Annotated in this window: 21 protein-coding genes and 2 pseudogenes; 5 read left to right on the forward strand and 18 right to left on the reverse strand. The window is 70.5% G+C overall.

The window, feature by feature from the left end; translation table 11 throughout:
• Window positions 1-200 precede the first annotated feature (200 nt).
• Window positions 201-983, forward strand: coding sequence for a glycosyltransferase family 2 protein (locus RUTHE_RS09390; RefSeq protein WP_021098151.1), 783 nt, complete (start codon window positions 201-203; stop codon window positions 981-983).
• The gene (locus RUTHE_RS09395; protein ID WP_021098152.1) at window positions 941-1,243 is read left to right on the forward strand and encodes a hypothetical protein; all 303 of its coding nucleotides are present in this window, start codon (window positions 941-943) and stop codon (window positions 1,241-1,243) included. Before RUTHE_RS09390 ends, RUTHE_RS09395 begins: the two co-directional genes overlap by 43 nt.
• A gap of 86 nt (window positions 1,244-1,329) precedes the next feature.
• Here RUTHE_RS09395 and mdh read toward each other — a convergent pair whose 3' ends face one another.
• Entirely contained in the window at window positions 1,330-2,295 is a 966-nt protein-coding gene (gene mdh / locus RUTHE_RS09400; RefSeq protein WP_021098153.1) for a malate dehydrogenase, read from the reverse strand.
• A gap of 295 nt (window positions 2,296-2,590) precedes the next feature.
• Here mdh and RUTHE_RS09405 point away from each other — a divergent pair, with 295 nt between their 5' ends.
• Both RUTHE_RS09405 and RUTHE_RS09410 read left to right on the forward strand, forming a co-directional pair.
• Window positions 2,591-3,154 carry an NnrU family protein gene (locus RUTHE_RS09405; protein WP_021098154.1) on the forward strand — a complete coding sequence of 188 codons (564 nt, stop codon included), beginning with the start codon at window positions 2,591-2,593 and terminating at the stop codon, window positions 3,152-3,154.
• Window positions 3,154-3,357: a DUF1737 domain-containing protein gene (locus RUTHE_RS09410; RefSeq protein WP_021098155.1), complete on the forward strand. Its 204-nt coding sequence runs from the start codon at window positions 3,154-3,156 to the stop codon at window positions 3,355-3,357. Before RUTHE_RS09405 ends, RUTHE_RS09410 begins: the two co-directional genes overlap by 1 nt.
• Window positions 3,358-3,373: 16 nt before the next feature.
• Here RUTHE_RS09410 and RUTHE_RS09415 read toward each other — a convergent pair.
• The 16 genes and pseudogenes from RUTHE_RS09415 to trpS all read right to left on the reverse strand — a co-directional run bounded on the left by RUTHE_RS09415 (window position 3,374) and on the right by trpS (window position 18,480).
• Window positions 3,374-4,890, reverse strand: a pseudogene (locus RUTHE_RS09415) (ATP-dependent DNA helicase).
• Window positions 4,891-4,977: 87 nt separating this feature from the next.
• Window positions 4,978-5,223 (reverse strand): hypothetical protein, encoded by a 246-nt coding sequence (locus tag RUTHE_RS09420; RefSeq protein WP_021098157.1) that lies wholly within the window; start codon window positions 5,221-5,223, stop codon window positions 4,978-4,980.
• 147 nt (window positions 5,224-5,370) lie between these two features.
• A complete protein-coding gene (locus tag RUTHE_RS09425) occupies window positions 5,371-6,129 on the reverse strand; it encodes a TIGR02186 family protein (RefSeq protein ID WP_425413940.1) in 759 nt (252 codons plus the stop codon).
• A pseudogene (locus RUTHE_RS09430) lies at window positions 6,129-7,032 on the reverse strand (sulfite exporter TauE/SafE family protein). Before RUTHE_RS09430 ends, RUTHE_RS09425 begins: the two are co-directional and overlap by 1 nt.
• A gap of 196 nt (window positions 7,033-7,228) precedes the next feature.
• Window positions 7,229-8,035, reverse strand: coding sequence for a purine-nucleoside phosphorylase (locus RUTHE_RS09435; RefSeq protein WP_021098160.1), 807 nt, complete (start codon window positions 8,033-8,035; stop codon window positions 7,229-7,231).
• Window positions 8,036-8,037: 2 nt separating this feature from the next.
• Window positions 8,038-9,009: an ABC transporter permease gene (locus RUTHE_RS09440; protein WP_021098161.1), complete on the reverse strand. Its 972-nt coding sequence runs from the start codon at window positions 9,007-9,009 to the stop codon at window positions 8,038-8,040.
• Between the two features lie 4 nt (window positions 9,010-9,013).
• Complete coding sequence (locus RUTHE_RS09445) at window positions 9,014-10,186, reverse strand: ABC transporter permease (RefSeq protein ID WP_021098162.1); 1,173 nt, start codon at window positions 10,184-10,186, stop codon at window positions 9,014-9,016.
• 1 nt (window position 10,187) lies between these two features.
• Window positions 10,188-11,732: an ABC transporter ATP-binding protein gene (locus tag RUTHE_RS09450; RefSeq protein WP_021098163.1), complete on the reverse strand. Its 1,545-nt coding sequence runs from the start codon at window positions 11,730-11,732 to the stop codon at window positions 10,188-10,190.
• Between the two features lie 73 nt (window positions 11,733-11,805).
• Complete coding sequence (locus RUTHE_RS09455) at window positions 11,806-12,804, reverse strand: BMP family lipoprotein (protein ID WP_021098164.1); 999 nt, start codon at window positions 12,802-12,804, stop codon at window positions 11,806-11,808.
• Between the two features lie 130 nt (window positions 12,805-12,934).
• Window positions 12,935-13,348, reverse strand: coding sequence for a GNAT family N-acetyltransferase (locus RUTHE_RS09460; RefSeq protein WP_021098165.1), 414 nt, complete (start codon window positions 13,346-13,348; stop codon window positions 12,935-12,937).
• Complete coding sequence (tsaB, locus tag RUTHE_RS09465; protein ID WP_021098166.1) at window positions 13,345-13,992, reverse strand: tRNA (adenosine(37)-N6)-threonylcarbamoyltransferase complex dimerization subunit type 1 TsaB; 648 nt, start codon at window positions 13,990-13,992, stop codon at window positions 13,345-13,347. The genes RUTHE_RS09460 and tsaB overlap by 4 nt, the downstream gene beginning before the upstream one ends.
• Window positions 13,993-14,023: 31 nt before the next feature.
• Window positions 14,024-14,581: a NifU family protein gene (locus RUTHE_RS09470; protein WP_021098167.1), complete on the reverse strand. Its 558-nt coding sequence runs from the start codon at window positions 14,579-14,581 to the stop codon at window positions 14,024-14,026.
• 75 nt (window positions 14,582-14,656) lie between these two features.
• On the reverse strand, window positions 14,657-16,105 hold the full coding sequence (locus RUTHE_RS15480; protein WP_158453426.1) for a S1 family peptidase: 1,449 nt from the start codon (window positions 16,103-16,105) through the stop codon (window positions 14,657-14,659).
• Window positions 16,106-16,204: 99 nt separating this feature from the next.
• A complete protein-coding gene (locus tag RUTHE_RS09480; protein WP_040645551.1) occupies window positions 16,205-16,384 on the reverse strand; it encodes a hypothetical protein in 180 nt (59 codons plus the stop codon).
• Window positions 16,385-16,887: 503 nt separating this feature from the next.
• Entirely contained in the window at window positions 16,888-17,343 is a 456-nt protein-coding gene (locus RUTHE_RS09490; RefSeq protein ID WP_021098169.1) for a universal stress protein, read from the reverse strand.
• Between the two features lie 114 nt (window positions 17,344-17,457).
• Window positions 17,458-18,480, reverse strand: a complete 1,023-nt coding sequence (gene trpS / locus RUTHE_RS09495; protein WP_021098170.1) for a tryptophan--tRNA ligase — start codon at window positions 18,478-18,480, stop codon at window positions 17,458-17,460.
• Window positions 18,481-18,575: 95 nt separating this feature from the next.
• On the opposite strand from trpS, the gene RUTHE_RS09500 reads away from it, so the two are divergent.
• Window positions 18,576-19,283 (forward strand): rhomboid family intramembrane serine protease, encoded by a 708-nt coding sequence (locus RUTHE_RS09500; RefSeq protein ID WP_021098171.1) that lies wholly within the window; start codon window positions 18,576-18,578, stop codon window positions 19,281-19,283.
• Window positions 19,284-19,290: 7 nt separating this feature from the next.
• Here RUTHE_RS09500 and murJ read toward each other — a convergent pair whose 3' ends face one another.
• Window positions 19,291-20,853 (reverse strand): murein biosynthesis integral membrane protein MurJ, encoded by a 1,563-nt coding sequence (murJ, locus tag RUTHE_RS09505; protein ID WP_021098172.1) that lies wholly within the window; start codon window positions 20,851-20,853, stop codon window positions 19,291-19,293.
• Between the last annotated feature and the right edge of the window lie 78 nt (window positions 20,854-20,931).

Genomic DNA, 20,931 nt, shown 5'->3' on the forward strand with positions numbered 1-20,931 from the left:
CGTGTGATCGCAGAAATGCCGCTGCGCCTGCCGCCCCCGCAGCCGCGCCTGCCGCCCCGCATCGCAAGAGCGAATCACCCCTGCCGGCCGATCCCTCTCCATCGACCATGACGCCTTGCTGGCGGGGACCGGGATCGCCCCTTGCGAGGTCGGCCGCAGGGGCCGATAGCAGGACTCATGACAGCCAGGCGGGGGGAGCCATGAAATGGGGTGTGGTTGCCACCGTCAACGAACCCGAGCCCCTGCTGCGGGCCTTCGTGGCGCATCATCTCGCACTCGGGGCGAGCGAGGTCGTCCTTCATCTCGATGTCCCCGATGAGGGGCTGGCCCGCCGCCTTGCCCAGGCGCCGGGATGCCTCATCCATCAGCCGGCGCCGGAGGGCCTTGCCCTGCGCCGGCCGACGCCGGAGCGGCAGGCCCGCAATGCCGCCCTCACCTATGCAGCCACCGGGGTGGATTGGCTGCTCCATATCGATGCCGACGAGTTCCTGTGGGAGGCCGGACGGGTTCTGGAGGCCCTCGCCGCCGCTCCGCCCGATGTCATGGCCCTGGGCGTGGCGCCGCTCGACCGGGTCTGGCGGACGGCTGCCCCCCCGCAGACGATCTTCGACGGGCTGTTCCGCGATCTGGCGCCGGGGGGCAGCGAGGCCGCCCTGCGACGCATCTATGGGCCTGCACTGGACTTTCTCGACCGCGGCATCGCCGGCAACGGAGCGGCCAAGTTCTTCGTGCGCACCGGCCGGGGGTTGCGGATGGGGGTGCATGAGCCGACCGACAAGGAGGGCAGGGCAGTCCTGTCGCGGCTTCTGCCCGGGGGGGCGCTGCTGCATTTCGATGGAGCCACCCCGCCCATTACATCGCCAAGCTGCAGCGCAAGATCCGCCAGCAGCCGGGCTGGCCGGACTTTCCCGCGCCGGGCCGCCGGGCCCAGCTCCGCGCGGTGTGGGAGGCCGGGGGGGACCAGCGCCGGCTCGAGGCGCTGACGCGGGCGGCCAAGTTCCTGACCCCCGAACAGGAGGAGGCGCTGACGGCGCTGGGCCTGCTGCTGCGCCTGCCCTTCGATCCGCGCCCGGCCCTCGACCGCATCTATCCGGGAGAGCGGATCGATCTCACCCTGGCGGCCTTCGATGCCCATGCCCTGGGCGAACGGCCGATCCGATGGTCCGACCGTCTGCGCGACCGCTTGCGTGCTTGGCGCCGGATGCGCGTGGAACGGGCGCATGGACAAGACCAGCCGCCCTGAACGCGGCCTCGATGGGTCTGCCCGGCCGGCCCGCCCAGACGGCCCGCCCAGACGGTCCTCCCAGACGGTCCTCCCGGACGGTCGGATCAGCCGGCCAGCGAGGGTTCGATACCCTTGCAGGCCTCCACGAGGCCGCGGACCGCCGCCACCGACTTGTCGAACATCGCCTTCTCCTCCTCCGAGAGGGCGATCTCGATCACCCGCTCGATGCCGCCCGCGCCGATCACCGTCGGCACGCCGACATAGAGCCCGTCCACCCCATACGCCCCCTGCACATGGGCCGCACAGGGCAGGACGCGCTTCTGATCCTTGAGATAGGCTTCGGCCATCTCGATGGCGGACTGGGCGGGGGCATAATAGGCCGATCCGGTCTTGAGTAGGCCGACGATCTCGGCCCCGCCGTCGCGGGTGCGCTGGACGATGGCATCAAGCCGGTCCTGCTTCAGCCATCCCATCGTCACCAGATCGGGCAGCGGGATGCCGGCGACCGTCGAATAGCGCACAAGGGGGACCATCGTGTCGCCATGACCGCCCAGCACGAAGGCCGTCACATCACGCATCGAGACGCCGAGCTCGACCGAGAGGAAATGCCGGAAGCGCGCCGAATCGAGCACCCCGGCCATGCCGCAGACCCGTTCATGCGGCAGGCCAGAGAATTCGCGCAGGGCCCAGACCATCGCATCGAGCGGGTTGGTGATGCAGATGACAAAGGCGTCCGGCGCATGCGTGCGGATGCCTTCGCCCACGGCCTTCATGACCTTGAGATTGATGCCCAGAAGGTCGTCGCGGCTCATCCCCGGCTTGCGCGGCACGCCCGCCGTGACGATGCAGACATCGGCGCCGGCGATCTCCTCATAGGCATTGGCGCCCTTCAGGATGGCATCGAAACCGGCCGAAGGACCGGATTGCGCGATGTCCAGCGCCTTGCCCTGGGGAATGCCTTCGGCAATGTCGAAGAGGACGATGTCCCCCAGTTCCTTCAGTGCCGCAAGATGGGCGAGCGTGCCACCGATCTGTCCGGCGCCGACAAGGGCGATCTTGGGTCTGGCCATGACGGGGTTCCTTCCGCGGGAGCGTCTCGCGCCTGTGCCTAGGCAATCCCCCCGTGCGGTGCAAGCGCCGGTGGCGCCACCAGGGGCGATCGGCCGGCGGGCCGGCGCATGGCGGCCGGCGGCACGGGCGGCCGGCTCCCCCCGCAGAGGGGATGACCCGCAGGGGGATCGGATGGGGATGCGACGCAGGGCCGCCCCACCCCCGTCGTTGCGGCGGGGGAATCCCGCAGGGAGCGGTTGCATGCCGGCCCCGGGGGGCGGCATGCTGTGTCGGCCACGGCCTCGGAGGAACGCGATGATCTGGCTGATTCTGGGTCTGCTGCTGTGGAGCGGCGCGCATCTGTTCAGGCGCCTTGCGCCGGAACAGCGGGCACGGATGGGCGATGCAGGCAAGGGCGCCGTGGCGCTGGCGCTGCTCGTCTCGATCGGGCTGATGGTGGTGGGCTATCGGGCCTGGATCCCGTCGGAGATCTGGTGGACGGCCGGGCCGGCGCTGACGGGGATCAACAATCTTCTGGTGCTGGTGGCCTTCTACCTCTTTGCGGCCTCGGGGATGAAGACCTGGCTGGCCCAGCGCTACCGGCACCCGCAGCTGACGGCGGTGATCCTCTGGGCGGTGGCCCATCTGCTCGTCAACGGGGATGCGCCCTCGGTGGTGCTGTTTGGCGGGCTCGGGCTCTGGGCCGTCCTGGAGATCCTGCTCATCGAGCGCGCAGGCCCCGCCCGGGCCGGCGTGCCTGCCGTCCCCGTCACGCCCGGGCGCGAGATCGGTGCCCTGGCGGGCGCGGTTCTGGTCTATGCCGCGGTCGGGGCGATCCATGGCTGGATCGGCCCCTGGCCCTTCGGGGGGGTGGCCTGATGCGAGCCTATCGCTTTCTGACCGAGGACGACACCGCCGCCTTCTGCCACAAGGTGACCGAGGCGCTGTCCAAAGGGTGGGAGCTTTACGGCCCCCCCGTCTATGCCTTCGATGCCGCGCGCGGCGTGATGCGCTGCGGGCAGGCGGTCGTGAAGGAGGTGGAGGCCGTCTACTCCCCCGATCTGAAGCTCGGCTCGCTCTGAGGGGCGATCCGGGGGCTCAGGCCTCCTCCAGCGCCAGGGCGCCCGGGCGGGCCAGGTCTTCCACGGTCAGCGGCGCCTCGGGTCGGGCCAGGCGGTTGCGCACCACCCAGCGCAGATCGCGCGCGCTGCGGGTGATGGCGACATAGGCCAGCCGCTTCCACAGGGGCTGACCCGCCTCCGATCGGCCCGAGCGGGCCGCCGCCCAGAGATCGGGGGCAAAGACCTGCACGCTGTCCCACTGGCTTCCCTGCGCCTTGTGGATCGTCACCGCCGCGCCGTGCAGGAAGGTGGCCCCCATGCGGGCGGCATAGGGGATGAAGGGCTCCTCCTCGCCCTCCTTCTCGATGCGGATGATCGAGGCGACGCCGATCTGCGGCTCTTCGGCGCCCACGACATGAAGCCGCGAGAAGCCGGGGCGGCTGCCGGGGCCGAGATAGATCACCTGCGCCCCCCTTCACGAGGCCCCGCGCCTCGAGCTTGAAGCGCTGCTGGCGATGCTTCAGGGGCAGCTCGATCCCGTCGCAGACGAGCGGTTCGCCCGGCAGCAGCGCATCCTCGGGGGCGCCATAGGCCTGCCGCCAGGCATGGATCAGGCGGATGCGCGTGGCATTGCGCCACACCAGCATGGGCGAGCGGGCCATCAGGGCGGCCTCGGCGCGGTCGGCCACCGTCACGCGGGGGTCGCGCGCGGCCAGATCACGCAGCAGGGCCTCGAAATCCGCGAAGTCCAGATCGGGATCGCCCAGCGCCTCGGCCAGCTCGAGGATGGGGCTGTCGGCCTCCTGCCGGTGGATGCGCGACAGATGGCATCTCTGACCGGGGGGCAGCGTCTCGAACACCATGCCCCCCTGTCCCTGCACGGGGGGAAGCTGGGCCGGATCCCCGAACAGCAGCAGCGTGGGGAAGATCGCCTGCAGATCGGCCAGAGCCCGCGCATCGAGCATCGAGGCCTCGTCCACCAGGCCGATGTCGAGGGGATCCTCACGCCGGGTCCAGCCGATGATGAAGTCCGTCCCCCGCAGACCCGCCGCGGCCAGCGCGGCCGGGATCGAGCCCAGCGCCTCATGACTGGCCTTGGCCCGGTCGAGCTGCTCATCGGTCAGGGGATCGGGGGCGGGACGTTCGCCTTCTCCGGCCAGCCAGCGGGCCACCCTCTCATAGGCGGGGTGATAGACGGGGGTGTAGAGAATGCGGTGGATCGTGGTCGCGGGCACGCCGCGCGCGCGCAGCACGGCAGCGGCCTTGTTGGTGGGGGCCAGAACGGCCAGGCTGCGCCTGTCCCTCTTGCGCCCACCCCAATCGGGCGCAGCCACCGCCACACCCGCCTCCCGCAGCCCCCTTCACGATCGCCGCGAGCAGGAGCGATTTGCCCGAGCCCGCCCGCCCCGTCACGGCCAGCAGGGTCCGGGGGCGGGCGGGAGCGGCGGGCGCGGCATGGCCCCCTTCGAGATCCACACCCGCCCCGCGCAGGAGCTGGACAATCGCGGACCAGGCAGCCTTCTGGTCGGGGGAGAGGACGGGCAGGGCAGGCATGCGGGCACCCTAGCCGGGCCGAGGGAAGGGGGCCAGAGGCGCCGGCCCGCCTGTTCCCCCCTCTCCCTGTTCGCGTGCAGCGGGCGATCAGGGGACGCGCGCCCTGTCCCCCGTGGCCGCGGCGGGGGGGCGGCCCAGAGCTGCCGTCTGTGTCCATCCTCCCTCGCCGGCCGGGGCCCCCGGCGCGTCCGCTGCGCGGGCTCCTGCCGCCGCGATCTCCTGCCTGGCGAGATGGCCTGTCTGCTCGAGCGCGGCGGCCAGCGCGGTCAGGCCGTTGAGGGCGGCATAGCTGCGAAGATCCTCGAGAACCCCGATGATCCATTGATGTCCCACGGTCATCCTCCCGGGAAAAGGGTTCCACATCCGACGCGGCGGGCGCCGGCCCGCCGCGGGCATGGAGGCAGGCTAGCCGCATCCCCCCCCGGCACGCCAGCGGTGGATACGTTCCTGACGCAAGGGCGAAAGAGCGGCTGCGGGCCTTCAGCGTCGCACGACCTGGAAGGCGGCAGAGGCCGCCCAGCCGGCGGCGATGGCCAGCAGCAGCGCCAGCAGCCCATAGGCCACCGGCTGTTCGCGCGAAAGGGCGAAGAGCCAGCGTTCGAGCCCCACCTTGCGCACCTCGATCGCGGTTTCGAAAAGGTCCACCACCTCGCCGTTGCGGGTGAGGAAGATGCGTGTGGGATAGCGCCCCTCGGTGAGATTGGCCGGCAGGCCGATACGGGTGCGGAACAGGGTCTGCTCGGCGAAGTCCACGCCCCCTTCGAGAAGCACATAGGCCCCCTGTTCCATGCGCAGGCGAATCAGCGCCTCGAGATAGTCGTCGCGGTTGCCCACATCGTTGCCGATGGCGCGGATCGCCCGCGGGATGGAGACGGAATGGCGCAGATTCTCGGTCTCGGTCAGGATCTCGTCCAGGGGTCCGGTGGTGGCGACGGCATAGAAGGAGGGTGCGGCATTCACCCGCACCGCGGAGGTGTTCATCCAGATCCCGAAGCGGCGCTCGGCATGGCGGACGGTCAGGCGCTCCATCGGCCCCGAGACGGTGACGATCACCTCGAGCGGGGCCGTGCCGGGCGGCGGAATCCTGTCGCGTCGGACGCCGCCGAAGATGAGGATGTCGGAGCCGTCGAAGGTGGCGGTGATCGCCACCTCGTCCTGCGACAGGCCCAGGACGATCTCCTCGCCCCGACTCGTCGCGGCGGGCAGCAGCAGCAGGAGGCTCGCCAGAAGCCATCGCATCATGGCCCTGTCACCGTGAAGGGATCGGCCGGTGGCAGCAGCAGCGTGAACATCAGCTGCAGGCAGACGGCCAGCACAAGCAGCGCCAGCAGGATCCGCAGCCTCTCGGGCTTCAGGCCCGTGCCGAGACTGGCGCCCAGTTGCGCGCCGACGACCCCGCCCGCGATCAGCATCAGGGCCAGCAGGATGTCCACCGTGCCGTTGGTGACGGCATGGAGAAAGGTCGTGAAGGCGGTGACGAAGATGATCTGGAAGGTCGAGGTGCCGACCACGACCCGCGTGGGCATGCCCAGCAGATAGATCATCGCCGGCACCATGATGAAGCCGCCCCCCACTCCCATCACCGCCGACAGCACGCCCACCATGAGGCCGACGCCCAGGGGCGGGATGACCGAGATGTAGAGCCCCGAGACGCGGAATCGCGTCTTGAAGGGCAGGGCATGAACCCACAGATGCCGCCGCCGCCGGGCCGGGATGCCCTGCCTGGCGCGCCAGCTTGCCCGCAGGCTTTCCCACAGCATCAGCCCGCCCACCGAGCCGAGGAAGACCACATAGCAGAGCTTCACCAGCAGATCGATCTGGCCGCGCCGCAGCAGCAGGTTGAAGAGCATGACCCAAGGCCGATCCGAGCAGCCCGCCGATCAGCAGCACCGTCCCCATCCAGAGATCCACCGTCCGCCGGCGCAGATGCGCCAGCAGCGCCGAGAAGGAAGAGGCGACGATCTGATTGGCCGAAGTCGCCACCGCCACCGCGGGAGGAATCCCGACAAGCAGCAGCAGCGGCGTGATCAGGAAACCGCCCCCCACCCCGAAGAGGCCTGACAGCACGCCGACCAGACCGCCGATCCCCAGAAGGAGGATGGCGTTGACGGAGACCTCGGCAATGGGGAGGTAGAACTGCATGGGGCTCCTCCGCGCACTGTCCTAGGACACACCGGTCAGGCGCGAAAGCCAACCGGTCACGACCGTTGCGCACGGAGATTTTTGCCCTGTCCCGAGACACCTGCCGCCCCGCTGCGGCGAGGCCTGCTGCGGCGATGCCGGACAGACCCTGTGGCCAGAGGGGCGCCCGATCCGGCCGGGGCGAGCCTCCGCCGCGTCAGGCCATGTCGCGCAGCATCCGGCGCAGCACCCGGCCGAGCTTGGCAGCCCCGAGGGGGGCCATCGCCTTGGTGTGTTCGTGGCTGATCGCCTCGTCCGAGAGACCCGCCGCCATGTTCGTGACGACCGACAGGGCAGCGACACGCAGGCCGAGGAACCGTGCCAGGATCACCTCGGGCACGGTGGACATCCCCACGGCATCGGCCCCGAAGCCGCGCAGCATGCGGATCTCGGCCGGCGTCTCGAAGGAGGGGCCGGACCACCAGACATAGACGCCTTCGTGCAGATGGACATCCTCGGCCGCGGCGGCGGCCCGCAGGCGCGCGCGCAGGGCGGGGTCATGGGCATCGGTCAGGGGGACGAAGCGGGCATCCGTCGGCTCGCCGATCAGGGGATTGGCGCCTGCCATGTTGATGTGGTCGGACAGCAGCATGACCGATCCGGGCGGCATGTCGGAGCGGAGGCTCCCGGCGGCATTGGTCAGGATCACCGCCTCGGCCCCGAGCGCGCGCAGCACCTCCAGCGGCAGGCGCATGGCGGCCGGGTTACCCGATTCGTAGTAATGGGCTCGCCCGCCGAAGGCGGCGACGCGGACCCCCTCGAGCAGGCCGACATGCAGGTTGGGATTGTGTCCCGATACGCCCGCATGGGGAAAGCCGGGCAGATCGGCATAGGGGATGGCGATGCCCTCCACCTCGGCCGCGAGCCCCCCGAGGCCCGAGCCCAGCACGAGGCCAATGCGCACCGGCGTATCGCCGGCGCGGCTGCGGATCAGCGCGGCAAGATCCTCGGCGCTAGGGGTCATGCTCAGCGCTCCTTCACATAGGGCTGCCCGCCCGCGCGGGGCGGGATCGCGCGGCCGACGAATCCGGCAAGGATGATCACGGTCAGCACATAGGGCAGGGCCGACAGCAGGGCCGATGGCACGCGCAGGTCGAACAGGCGGACAAAGATGTCCGGTCGCGCCTCGAGCGCCTGGAAGAAGCCGAACAGCAGGCAGGCCCAAAGCGCCGCCCAGGGGCGCCATTTGGCGAAGATCAGTGCGGCCAGCGCGATATAGCCGCGTCCTGCCGTCATGTCGCGGACGAAGCCTGCCGCCGGCTCGGCGGTCGAGAGCTGGGCCCCGGCGATGCCGCAGAGCAGGCCCGCGATGGCGACGGCGGCATAGCGCAGCCGCGCCACCGACACGCCCGCTGTGTCCACCGCGGCCGGGTTCTCGCCCACCGCGCGCAGGCGCAGGCCGAAACGGGTGCGGAACAGGACCCACCAGCTCAGCGGCACCGCCAGAAGGGCTGCATAGACGAGGATCGTGTGACCCGAGACGACCTGCGCATAGATCGGCCCCAGCACCGGCACGGGGCGGATCGTCTCGGCCAGGGGCAGGGTGATCTCGGTAAAGCGGCTGCCGCTGTCCAGTTGCGGGGTGCGCCCGCCCTGGCGGAACCAGCGTTCGGCGATGACGACGGTCAGCCCGGCGGCGAGGAAATTGATCGCCACGCCGGAGATGAGCTGATTGCCGCGGAAGGTGATCGAGGCCAGCCCGTGCACCGCCGAAAGGAGGAGCGCCCCCGCAATCCCCACCAGCAGGCCTAGCCAGGCCGACCCTGTTGCATAGGCGAAACCCGCCGCGAGAAAGGCCGAGACGAGCATCTTTCCTTCGAGGCCGATGTCGAAGATGCCCGCGCGTTCGGAGAACAGGCCGGCCAGACAGGCCAGCAGCAGCGGCGAGGCCGTCCGCAGCGTCGAATCGAGCAGCAGAAGGATCGTGGTCCAGTCCATCGCGTCACTCCGCCGGCTTGCCGGGGTCCGAAGGGGGCGTCATATGCCCCGGCGAAGACCTCGCGGGGCCGGGGGCGGCGATCGGGGCGCGGGCACGGCGGCGCTCGGCGAAGATCATCTCGACCGGCATGCGCACCATGTTGTCGAGCGCCCCGGTGAAGAGGATCACCAGCGCCTGGATCACGAGGATCATCTCGCGCGGGATGCCGAGGGCGAATTGCAGCTCTCCCCCGCCCTGATAGAGGATCCCGAAGAGGATCGAGGCGAGGAACACGCCGAAGGGATGCGCCCGGCCCATCAGCGCCACCGCGATGCCGATGAAGCCGGCCCCCTCCACGGCATTGAGGATCAGCCGTTCCGAATAGCCCAGGGTGTTGTTGACGGCCATCAGCCCCGCCAGCCCGCCCGAGATCAGCATGGTCACCATGATGATGCGCGTGGCGTCGATCCCGGCATAGCGGGCTGCGCCTTCGGAATGGCCGAAGGCACGGATCTCGTAGCCGAGCCGCGTGCGCCAGATCAGCCACCAGACCGCGACACAGGCCGCCACGGCGACGAAGAAGGCGATGTTGGCGGGGGTAGAGCGGAAGAGGATCGTCTCCCCGAAGGAGAACATGTCGCGGAAGGAGGGGATATGCGTCGCCGGCGGGAAGGGGGCGGTGGCCGTCTCCATGGTGCCCGCGGGCTTGAGCGGGCCGACCAGAAGCCAGTTCAGCAGGGCGGCGGCGATGAAGTTGAACATGATCGTCGTGATGACGATGTGGCTGCCCCGTCTGGCCTGCAGCAGGGCCGGGATCGCCGCCCAGGCCGCCCCGAACAGGGCGGCCGCCACCGCAGAGCCCAGCATCGCCAGCGTCCAGTGCGGCCAGGGCAGGTAGAGCGCCACCAGCGCGATGCCGAGGCCCCCCCACGTCGCCTGCCCCTCGGCGCCGATGTTGAACAGCCGCGCATGCATCGCCACCGCCACGGCAAGGCCGGTGAAGATGAAGTTGGTCGCGTAATACAGCGTGTAGCCCCAGGCATAGGTGGAGCCCACCGCCCCCGAGACCATGATTCCCAGGGCCCGAAGCGGATTCTCGCCGATGGCGAGGATCACGACACCCGAGATCAGTCCGGCCAGCAGGATCGAGATCAGCGGCACCAGGATCAGGTCGGCCCAGCGCGGCATGCGGTCCATGTCAGGCAGCCCTCCCTGCGGCCGTATCGGCGACGCCCGCCATCAGCAGGCCGAGCTCGCGCGCATCGGTGCGCGCCGCCTCGCGTTCGCCCATGATGCGCCCGTCGAACATCACGGCAATGCGGTCCGACAGCGACAGGATCTCGTCAAGTTCCACGGAGACGAGCAGGATCGCACAGCCGCGGTCGCGCAGGCTGACGATCTGCTTGTGGATGAACTCGATGGCGCCGATGTCCACGCCCCGCGTGGGCTGGCCGATCAGCAGCAGATCCGGCGCGCTCTCGATCTCGCGCGCGACGACGATCTTCTGCTGATTGCCGCCCGAGAAGCTCTTGGCCGCCAGGAAAGGGTCCGGCGGACGGACATCGAAGCGCTGCATCTTGTCGCGGGCATCGGCCTGCATCGCCGCCAGGTCGAGCCGTGTCCCGCTGCCATAGGCCGGCCGGTGATGATAGCCGAGGGCGACATTCTCCCAGGCCGCGAAATCGAGGATCAGTCCGCGCGTCTGCCGGTCCTCTGGGACATGGGCGATGCCGCTGTCACGCCGCGCCCGGCCCAGCGCATTGCCCGAGATGTCGAGAGCCTGCCCCTTCAGGCGCACGCTTCCCGTCGCCTTCATCGTGCCGCCCAGCACCTCCAGCAGCTCGGACTGGCCGTTGCCCGCCACCCCCGCGATGCCGAGGATCTCTCCGGCATGCAGCCGGAAGGAGATGCCGCGCAGCCGTTCCACCCCCTTGGCATCGACGACGCGGAGATTCTCCACCTCGAGCACCGGGGCACCGGGACGGGCGGGGGTCTTGTCCACCTCGAGCAGCACCTTGCGGCCGACCATCGCCTCGGCCAGTTCGGGCGGAGAGGTCTCGGCGGTGCGGAAATGGGCGACCATCTCGCCGCGGCGCATGACGCTGACGCGGTCGGTGATCTCCATGATCTCGCGCAGCTTGTGGGTGATCAGGATGATCGTCTTTCCCTGTGCCTGGAGGTTGCGCAGGATGCGGAACAGGTGATCCGCCTCGGCCGGGGTCAGGACGCCCGTCGGCTCGTCGAGGATCAGGATGTCGGCCTTGCGGTAGAGCGCCTTGAGGATCTCCACCCGCTGCTGGAGGCCGACCCCGATGTCCTCGATGATGGCGTCGGGATCGACCTCGAGCTCGTATTCCTCGGCCAGGGCCTTCAGCTCGGCCCGCGCCTTGGCCAGCGAGGGCCGCAGCAGCGGCCCGTCCTCGACGCCGAGGATGACATTCTCGAGCACGGTGAAGTTCTCGACCAGCTTGAAATGCTGGAACACCATGCCGATGCCGGCACGGATCGCGGCCTGACTGTCGGGAATGGCGGTGGGCCGGCCATTGATCAGGATCTCGCCCCGATCGGCACGGTAGAAGCCGTAGAGGATCGACATCAAAGTCGACTTGCCGGCCCCGTTCTCGCCGATGATGCCGTGGATGGTGCCGGGCATGACCCGCAGGCTGATGTCCTTGTTGGCCTGCACGGGTCCGAAGGCCTTGGAGATGCCGCGCAGTTCGATGGCAGGAACGGGATCGGGCATGGGGGGCGTCTTCCGGCTTGCAAGAAGGGCCGCGCGGATCGCGCGCGGCCCCCTGGTCGTCCTGCGCGGCAGGTCAGAAGGTCAGCGCCGGGCAGGTCTCGTCGGTCATGTAGTCGTGCACGACGAGTTCCCCGCTGGCGATCTGTGCAGCGGCCGCATCCACGGCGGCCTTCATCTCCTCGGTGATCAGCGAGGCGTTGTGCTCGTCGAGGGCATAGCCCACACCGTCATTGGCCACGCCCATGACGACCACCCCGGTTTCGACATCCGCACCGGCGGCCATCGCTTCGTAGACGGCGTTGTCCACGCGCTTGACCATGGAGGTCAGCACCTCGCCGGGATGGAGATAGTTCTGGTTGCTGTCCACGCCGATCGACAGGATGTCGTTGTCGGCCGCGGTCTGGAGCACGCCGACCCCGGTGCCGCCGGCCGCGGCATAGACCACATCCGCCCCCTGGCCGATCTGCGCCAGCGTCAGCTCGGATCCGCGGGCGGGGTCGTTCCAGGCGGCGGGGGTCGTGCCGGTGAAGTTGGCGATGATCGTCGCATCCGGGTTCACCGCCTTGACGCCCTGGGCATAGCCGCAGGCAAACTTGCGGATCAGCGGGATGTCCATGCCGCCGATGAAGCCCACCGTCCCCGATTCCGACGCCATCGCGGCCAGCATGCCGACAAGATAGCTGCCCTCATGTTCGTTGAAGACGACCGAACGGACATTCGGCGCATCCACGACCGCATCGACGATGACGAACTTCGTCTCCGGATATTCGGGGGCGATCTGGCTCAGCGGCGTGGCGGACATGAAGCCCACCATGATGATGGGGCTGTAGCCCTGTTCGGCGAAGCGGCGGATGGCCTGTTCGCGCTGGGCCTCGGCGGTCAGCTCGAACTCGGCATAGGACTGGCCCGTCTCCTCAGCCCAGCGCTGGGCGCCGTTATAGGCGCTCTCGTTGAAGGACTTGTCGAACTTGCCGCCGAGGTCGAAGATCACGGCGGGTCCTTCGGCCAGCGCCGCTCCGGCCATCAGCGCGACCGATGCGGCAGCACCGAGGAAGGTCGAAAGCTTCGTCATGGGTCTCCCATCCCTGTTGTCGGGCGAAGGGGCATGCGTGCCCCTGCGACTGCCGCCTAACAAGCAATGGGCTGGGGGCATGGTCAACTGGAATCTCCGCCCCGGTTGCCCGCGACGCAGGGGCAGATCGTCAGATCAGCTCGTGCCGCAGGAGGATGGCCGCCGCGGCCGGCAGCCCCGGCCGCCGGTAATAGCCCGGACGCCGCCCGGCCAGCGTCCAGCCCTCCGCGGCATAGAGAGCGCGCGCCGCGGCATTGTCCTCGGCCACCTCGAGGAAGGCACGCGCCGCCCCCCGGGCTGCCGCCTCGCGCAGGAAGGCCCTGATCAGCCCGCGGGCCAGGCCCTGCCGCCGATGCGCCGGATGGGTGACCAGCATCAGCAGCTCGGCCTCGTCCGCGGCGATCCGCGCCAGCAGGAAGGCCCGGTCGTCGCCCAGAAGCAGCATCCCCGGCGCGGCGAGCAGGGCGGCGAATTCGGCCGCGCTCCAGGGCCGTTCGGGCAGACCCGCCGCCGCATGCAGCCGGGCCAGGGCCTCGGGGTTCATCCGGGCAGGATGGCCGGAGGCGCCTCGCGCGCGGGGGCGGCATCGGCCGGACGCAGATAGAGGGGGGCCGGGCGCGGGACATCCGGACCGAGCCGCTCCAGCGCAAGCCGTCCGATGGCCACCGCCAGCGGCAGAAGGGGCGCCTCGGCCCGTCCGCCGCAGCGCGCCGCCACCTCCGGGGCCAGATCGCCCACCACGGCCAGGCCGGGCGGGACCGGCGGCAGCGGGCCGTCCAGAGGGACCGTCACCGGGCCGAAGGCCCCTGCGCCGAAGCCCTGCAGATGCACGGCCCCCAGCCGCGCATCCCGCACCGCAAGGACATCCCCGCGCCCCCAAGCCAGCGCTTCGAAGGCACTGATGCCGACGGCCGGGATGCCCAGGCCTAGCGCCAGTCCGCGCGCCGCAGCGACGGCCAGACGCACGCCGGTGAAGTTCCCCGGCCCGGTGCCCACCCCGATCCCGGCGAGATCGCGCCAGCCTGCCCCGCCTTCGGTCAGCAACGCCTCAAGCATCGGGAACAGCCGTTCTGCCTGCCCGGTGGCCATCGCCTCATGGGCTTCGGCGAGCACCTGCCCGTCCGAAAGCAGCGCGGCCGCGCAATGCGCGGCCGATGTGTCGAAGGCGAGGAGAAGCGGCCTGTCCATGGTGCGTCGGCAGCGAGCCCCGGCGATGCGCTCAGGCGGCCACGGGCCGGACCTCGGTCACCTCGGGGATGTAGTGGCGCAGCAGGTTCTCGATGCCCATCTTCAGCGTCAGGGTCGAGGAGGGGCAACCGGCGCAGGCCCCCTTCATGTGCAGATAGACCACGCCCCGCTCGAAGCCGCGGAAGGTGATGTCGCCCCCGTCCTGCGCCACGGCCGGGCGCACGCGGGTATCGAGAAGCTCCTTGATCTGCTCGATGATGGCGGCGTCGGGACCATCCGCCTCGGCATGGGCGGCCTGCTGGGGCCCGTCCATGACCGGCTCTCCGGACTGGTAGTGATCCATGATCGCGCCCAGGATCGCGGGCTTCAGATGTTCCCATTCCGCCTCCGGCGCCTTGGTCACGGTGACGAAATCGGCCCCCAGGAAGACGGCCGTCACCCCCTCCACGGCAAAGATGCGGCGGGCCAGGGGGCTTGCCGCGGCGGCCTCGGGGCTGGTGAGGTCGGCGGTGCCCCGGCCCAGTACCGCTTCGCCCGGCAGGAACTTGAGCGTGGCGGGGTTCGGCGTCGATTCGGTCTGGATGAACATGGGCGCAACCCCCCTTTCGCGATCAGGCTACCGATATGCGCCTGCCGCGCGCCCCCGTCAAGATTTGGAACCGTTCTAATCGGCGTGACAGACGATCAGGACCACCGCCTCCGCCACCGCCTCGGGAAGGGCGTCGGACAGATTCCACCGCGTCTGCTTGGGCGCCGCCGGCAGGGCCACGCCGGCCGCCTCGAGGAAGGGCACGAGGCGCTCGACCGAGGTGGCATAGTTCATGTTCTGCGGCAGCGTCCCCGTCCGGTCGAGCACATAGTCCTCGGCCAGGCGCGCCACGACGACGCCCAGCACCAGCCCGTCGCGCGCCAGAAGCGGCCCGCCCGAGTTGCCGGGCTGGACCGGCGCCGAGAGCATGATGCGCGAGGTGGCATCGGCCACGCGGGGCAGGGCGCTGATGTTGCCCCCGGTGATGACCACCCCCTGATCGGCCATCACCGCCAGGTCGCGGTAGGGATAGCCCAGCGCATAGGCCGGCTGCCCCAGACGGGGCACGAGATCGGGCCGGATCGGCAGCCAGCGCGCCGATCGCCGCCCGGAGGCCAGCACCGCAAGGTCGAGCACCGGGTCCGCCGCCAGCACCGACAGGGGCGTGCCGTCCTCGAGCCGGAGCCTCCCGCAACCCTCGATGACATGCTCGGCCGTCACGATGTCGGTTGCATTGACGAAGAAGCCCGTCCCCATCCCGATGAGCCGCCCGGGCAGAGGGGCGGCACCCGGCCCGGGCGCAGGCGCGGGGGCGGGGGCGGCGACCGGGGGCGGAGGCAGCTGGCGGGGTGCGGGCGGCGGGGGCGGAAACAGGATGCGGTCGAGCACCCCGCCGCGGCGGGGGGCCAACTCCGGCGCGCTCCCCCACTGCATCGACGAGGCGATGAGTTCGAGCCGCCGCCGCTCGGCCGGCATCGCGATCACCTGCATCGAGATGGACCATCCGTCCAGGATAAACGAGCGCAGATAGACCCGCCTGCCGTTGGCCAGCGTCACGGCCGAGATCAGCCGGTCGTCGCGCCAGGAATAGTAGGGCTCCTCCGGCCCGGCATGGGCCGTCACCATCCAGTCGTGCATGTCGGCCGTGGCCGCCATGCCGTCGAACAGCACGCGGAACACCAGCCCGCCATCGCGCGAGCGGTATTCGATGGTGAACTCCTCCTCCCGCGCCGGCCCGAGCCGCGCGACGGGCACCATCACCGTGATCCCGTCGAGGTTCAGCACCGTCCAGCCGTTCGCCGCCACCTCGCGCGCGAAGGGTTCGAGCAGCGCGCGCAGGTCGGCCTCGCGGGGGGCGCTGGGATCGCCGCCCCGCCGCCCGACGAAGGCCGCGAGCGCCGCCCGGCTGCGCGCGCCCCAGTCGCCGTCGGTCAGCCCCGCATAGTCCCCCGACCACACCAGCGCCGCCTGCAGGAAGCGCGCGTCCTGGTCGGGCAGCGCGGTCGCGTCGAAGCCCCGCACCCCCTGGGCCGCGGCAGCAAGCGGCAGCAGACCGCAGAAGATCAGCAGGACGAGGCGGCGCATGAGACCGGATCCCGGACCGATTGCCTGATTCAAGCACCTTGCCGCCTGTCCGGCAACGGCTGGGTGCGGGCATCCGTCTGAGGTCCTCCGTCCCATCCGTCAGCTGTTGAGCGCGAGGATCTGGGCAAAGGCGAACAGGTTGAAGGCGGCATGGCTCAGGACGCCTGCCCCGACGGTGCCGGTGACAAGGCGCGCCGCCGTCCAGACCCCGCCCAGGGCCAGGGCCCCCGCCAGGGGTGCCCAGGGGGGGCGCGCCCGTCTGAAGGCCGATCGCGGCAACCCAGACCAGATGCGCCCCCGTGAACAGGCCGAGCGAGAGCGCCGCCATGCGCGGTGTGGGATCGGGGATCATCGCGCCGCGCCAGAACAGCTCCTCGAGCGTGGCATTGGCGGCGGCCATGAGCCCGGCAAGGATCAGCAGATGCGGCGGCAGCGGATCCTGCCCGAGCATCCGCAGGACCATCGCGCCCAGGACCATGCCCGGCAGGGCGAGCAGCAGCGCGATCCCCCAGCCCGGCCAGCGCGCCGCAAGCCACTCGCGCAGCCAGTCGGGATCTGCCCAGGCCCTGAGCGCCGCCCCCATGATCGCCCAGTAGAGCCCAAGCCCCAGGGCCCAGCCCGCCAGCGGCCGCCCGGCCAGCGACAGGCCCAGAACGAGACCCGCCAGGACCGGTACGGCCAGCAGCATCGCCAGGGCGTATCGGCGGTCGAAGGGGGGCAGGGGCAGCGGCGGATCGGGCCCCTCTCCGGCGCTGGCGGCTGCCCTTGCGGCCCTGTCCATCTCAGGTGATCTCCTCCAGCCGCTCCTTGGACAGATCGCCCGGAACGATGGTGATCGGCACGGGCAGGCTTCCGGCCTGCCGCGTCAGCGCCGTGACGATCGGACCGGGCCCCTTGGAATCGCTTCCCGCTCCGAGGACGAGGATCGCGATCTGCGGATCCTCGCGCAGCTGGGCGAGGATCTCGGGCACCGGCTCGCCCTCGCGGATCACCAGCTCGGGGTCGATGCCCTGCCGGTCGCGCATCCATTTGGCGAAGACGTCGAAATGCACGGCGATGCGCTCGCGCGCTTCCTCGCGCATGATGTCGCTGACGCCGACAAAGGCGCCGTATTCGGTGGGTTCGATGATCGCCAGGACCTGCACCCCGCCGCCGGTCCTGGCGGCGCGCATCGCCGCATAGCGCATCGCATTGAGGCATTCGCGCGTGTCGTCGAGCACGACGAGGAACTTCCGCAAGGCGCCCCTCCCGGTTGGCCATCAGGGAAGACTGTCGCAAGAGGCGCCCCGTTGCAACGGGTTGGGGCGCGGCCTGGCGTTCCTGCCGCTGTCCCGCCCCGGCCGGGCCCCCTGTCAGCTCCGGATCATGCCGACGATCTCGAAGGTGCGCTCGAGGATCGGCTGGGCGATGGCACGGGCGCGTTCGGCCCCACGGGCCAGCAGACGGTCGATCTCGGCCGGGTCGGCCACCAGCCGCGCCATCTCGGCCGAGATGGGCGAGAGCGTCTCCACCGCCAGCTCGGCGAGGGCGGGCTTGAACGCCCCCCAGCCCTGACCGCCATGCCGGTCGAGCACCGCCTGCGGGGTGATTCCGGCCAGGCCGGCATAGATTTCCACGAGGTTCTTCGCCTCGGGCCGCCCCTCGAGACCCGCCACCGTCTCGGGCAGGGGCGCGGCATCGGTGCGGGCCTTCTGGAACTTGCGCGCGATGGTGTCGGCATCGTCGGTCAGGTTGATCCGCTCCATGTCGGATTCGCCGGATTTCGACATCTTCTTCGTGCCGTCGCGCAGGTTCATCACGCGCATGGCCGGCCCCTCGATCACCGGCTCGGGCAGGGGGAAGAAGTCCACCCCGTAGTCGTGGTTGAACTTGGCGGCGATGTCGCGCGTCAGCTCCACATGCTGCTTCTGGTCCTCGCCCACGGGGACATGGGTGGCATGATAGAGCAGGATGTCCGCCGCCATCAGCGACGGATAGGCGAACAGGCCCAGCGACTGGGCCTCGGCATTCTTGCCGGCCTTGTCCTTCCACTGCGTCATCCGGCCCATCCAGCCCATGCGCGCGACGCAGTTGAAGATCCAGCCCAGCTCGGCATGGGCCGAGACCTGCGACTGGTTGAAGAGGATGCTGCGCTCGGGGTCGATGCCGGCGGCCAGGAAACCCGCCGCCACCTCGCGCGTGGCGGCGCGCAGCTCGGCCGGGTCCTGCCAGACGGTGATCGCATGCAGATCCACGACGCAGTAGATGGTCTCGAACCGGCCTTCGTCCTGGACCTCGACGAAGCGCCGGATCGCGCCCAGATAGTTGCCGAGCGTGAGCCCCCCCGAAGGCTTGATGCCCGAAAAGACGCGCGGGGCGAAGCGGCTCTGTGTCATGAAGGATTGTCCGGCTGGCCTTGACGGTCCCGGTCGATTATCGGGGGGGCTGCACAGCGTCAACCGCATCAGCCGCCAGAGACGAGGAGAGTCCCGTGGCCCGGTCCTTCCAGCGTCCCCTGCCGCCGCCCGAACCGGGCGCGAACGCCATCGGCCCGTTGCCGGGGGCCGTGATCGTGCTGGCCCTTGGACTGGCCGCGGTGGAGGGGGTGCTGGCGCTCGGGCAATGGGGCCTTCTGGGCGGGCCAGAGGCGATCGGCTGGCGCGCCGCGCTGGTGGACCGCTTCGCAGTGTCGCCGCGGGTGCTCGACTATGCCATGCGGGGCGTGGACCCTTCGCTGTGGCTGCGCTTCGCATTCTATCCCGTCGTGCATGGCGGCCCCCTTCACGCAGCCTTCGCCGCCGCGCTCCTGCTCGCGCTCGGCAAGTTCGTGGCCGAGGGGATCGGCAGTTTCGGAATGCTCGGGGTTCTGGCCGCGGGCACGCTGGGGGGGGCGCTGCTGTTCGCCGCCCTCGCGCCGGAGATGGCCCCGCTCTATGGCGCCTATCCGGGGATCTATGGCCTGATCGGGGGGTTCACCTATCTGCTCTGGCTGCGGCTGGGCCGGCAGGGAGGAAACCGCCTCGCCGCCTTCCGCCTGATCGGCATGCTGATGGCGGTCCAGCTCGTCTTCGGCATGCTGTTCGGCTCCAACCCGCAATGGATCGGCGATGTCGGGGGGTTCCTCGCGGGCCTTGCCGTGGCGCCTCTGCTGGCGCCCGGCGGCCTCGCCGCGCTGCGCGCCCGGCTGCGCGAACGGTAGACCGCCGCTAGCGCCGCAGGGCCGCGCGCAGCTCGGCCGGCCGCAGCGCCCCCAGGACGACGGCGGCGACCGCGTAGGTGGCCAGGCCCCCCAGGACCAGCCCCGCGAGCGCGCCATAGCGCAGCCCCGGCTTGTGCAGGGCCTCTGCCAGCGCCCACCAGCCGGCCCCCAGCGCCGCGGCCATCAGGCCCGAGGCCAGCAGGATCCGCGGCAGCCGCGCCCGCAGCCGGCCGTCCATGCGTCCCGCATCCCCCATGGTCCGCGTGCCGCGCCACAGCAGCCAGACCATCACCCAGCCCGCGACCGATGTGGCCCCCGCCGCGGCGAGAAAGCCCCAGCCCGGCGCCAGCCGGTCGATCGGCCCGGCCAGGCCCACGGCCACTGCCGCATTGACCCCCATCGCCCAGACCGCAAAGCGGAAGGGGCGGGCCGTGTCCTCGCGCGCGTAGTAGAGCGGCTGGAGCACCTTCTGAAGCGTGAAGGCCGGCAGCCCCAGCCCGTAGGCGGCGAGTGCGGCGGCCGTCGCCACCGTGTCCGCGCGGTCGAAGGCGCCGCGCTCGAACAGCACGAGGACCAAGGGATAGGCGATGACGACCAGCGCCGCCGCCGCCGGGATCGTGAGTGCAAGGCTGATCTCGGTCGCGCGGTTGAAGGCATGGCGTCCGCCTTCGGCATCGCCCGCCCGCAGCCGGCGCGACAGGTCCGGCAGCAGCACCGTGCCGATGGCGATGCCGACGACGCCCAGCGGAAGCTGATAGAGCCGGTCGGCATAGGACAGCCAGGCCACCGCCCCCTCGAAGAAACTCGCCACCTGACGGCCGACCAGGAGGTTGATCTGCACCACGCCCCCGGCCAGAACCGCCGGCCCCGCGATGACGAGCAGGCGCCGCAGGTCCGGCGTCCAGCGCGGGGCGGCGATCCGCGGCGCCCATCCCGCCCGCGCCGCCGCCCACCAGGTGAGTGCAAGCTGTGCGATACCCGTCACGGGCACGGTCCAGGCCAGGGTCAGCCCCATGTCCCATCCCGCCCGGTCGGCCAGCAGCATCGCGGCGATGAACATGAGGTTCATCAGCACCGGCACGAAGGAGGCCTCGGTGAAGCGGCCAAAGGCATTGAGCACCCCCGACAGCAGCGCCACGAGCGAGATGAACAGCAGATAGACAAAGCCGATCCGCCCGTAGAGCACCGCAAGCGCGAAGCGTTCGTCGCCCGCGAAGCCCGCCGCCATTGCCCAGACGAGCCAGGGCATCGCGATCGTTCCCAGCGCCGTGACAAGAAGGAGCACGGCGGTCAGCCCGTTGAAGGCATCGCGAGCAAAGCCGCGCGCATCCTCGCCCCCTTCCAGCTTCTTGGCGAAGAGGGGCACGAAGGCGGCGTTGAAGGCGCCTTCGGCGAAGAAGCGGCGGAACATGTTGGGCAGCGAGAAGGCCACGAGAAAGGCCTCTGCCGCCGGGCCGGCGCCCAGATAGGCGGCCATCATCACGTCGCGCGCGAAACCGGCGATGCGGCTCACGAGCGTCCATGCGCCGACGGTCAGAAAGCCCCTTGCGAGGCGGACGGGATTGGCCAAGGCACAGGTCCCCCGGATGGGCCGCAGCGGTCACAGTGCGCCTCTCCTAGACCAGCGCCTGCTGCTGGGCCAGAGCGG

Origin of the sequence: Rubellimicrobium thermophilum DSM 16684 (assembly GCF_000442315.1) — a bacterium.
In the GTDB taxonomy this organism is placed as follows: domain Bacteria; phylum Pseudomonadota; class Alphaproteobacteria; order Rhodobacterales; family Rhodobacteraceae; genus Rubellimicrobium; species Rubellimicrobium thermophilum.